1 protein-coding gene is annotated in these 1,035 nt (G+C 67.0%); it reads right to left on the reverse strand.

Annotated features, from left to right (window positions below; all coding sequences use genetic code 11):
* Positions 1–132: 132 nt before the first annotated feature.
* A partial coding sequence (gene tuf / locus ACFFGE_RS12460) for an elongation factor Tu (protein ID WP_376836743.1) occupies positions 133–1,035 on the reverse strand: 903 nt, incomplete at its 5' end.

Here is a 1,035-nt window from a genome sequence, read left to right on the forward strand (position 1 = left end):
GAGAAGGAAGAGGAAGGGGTTGGCGGACAAGAAAAGGCCCTCCGGATCGCTCCGGAGGGCCTTTTGTTTCAGATCATCGCGTCCGCGCTCAAGCAGCGAGCCGACGCGCGGCGAGCGATAGCGCCCCTAAAGTCAGGCGATGATCTTGGAGACGACGCCGGCGCCGACCGTGCGGCCGCCTTCGCGGATGGCGAAGCGCAGCTTCTCCTCCATGGCGATCGGGGTGATCAGCTCGACCTCCAGCTCGGCGTTGTCGCCGGGCATGATCATCTCCACGCCCTCCTTCAGCTTGACGATGCCGGTCACATCGGTCGTGCGGAAGTAGAACTGCGGACGGTAGTTGGTGAAGAACGGGGTGTGACGCCCGCCCTCTTCCTTGGTCAGGATGTAGGCCTCGGCCACGAACTTGGTGTGCGGCGTGATCGAGCCGGGCTTGCACAGCACCTGGCCGCGCTCGACGTCCTCACGCTTGGTGCCGCGCAGCAGCACGCCCACGTTGTCGCCCGCCTGGCCCTGGTCCAGCAGCTTGCGGAACATCTCCACGCCCGTGCAGGTCGTCTTCTGCACCGGACGGATGCCGACGATCTCGACTTCCTCGCCGACCTTGACGATGCCGCGCTCGACACGACCGGTCACCACGGTGCCCCGGCCCGAGATCGAGAACACGTCCTCCACCGGCATCAGGAACGGCAGGTCGATCGGACGCTCCGGCTGCGGGATGTAGCTGTCCACCGCCGCCATCAGCTCCAGGATCTTCTCCTCGCCGATCTGCGGGTCGCGGCCCTCGACCGCGGCCAGGGCCGAGCCCTTGACCACCGGGATGTCGTCGCCCGGGAACTGGTAGGACGACAGGAGCTCGCGCACCTCCATCTCGACCAGCTCCAGCAGCTCCTCGTCGTCGACCATGTCGACCTTGTTCAGGAACACCACCAGCGCCGGCACGCCCACCTGGCGGGCCAGAAGGATGTGCTCGCGGGTCTGCGGCATCGGGCCGTCGGCGGCCGAGCACACCAGGATCGCGCCGTCCATCTGGGC

Source organism: Brevundimonas balnearis (assembly GCF_042434805.1).
GTDB lineage: Bacteria > Pseudomonadota > Alphaproteobacteria > Caulobacterales > Caulobacteraceae > Brevundimonas > Brevundimonas balnearis.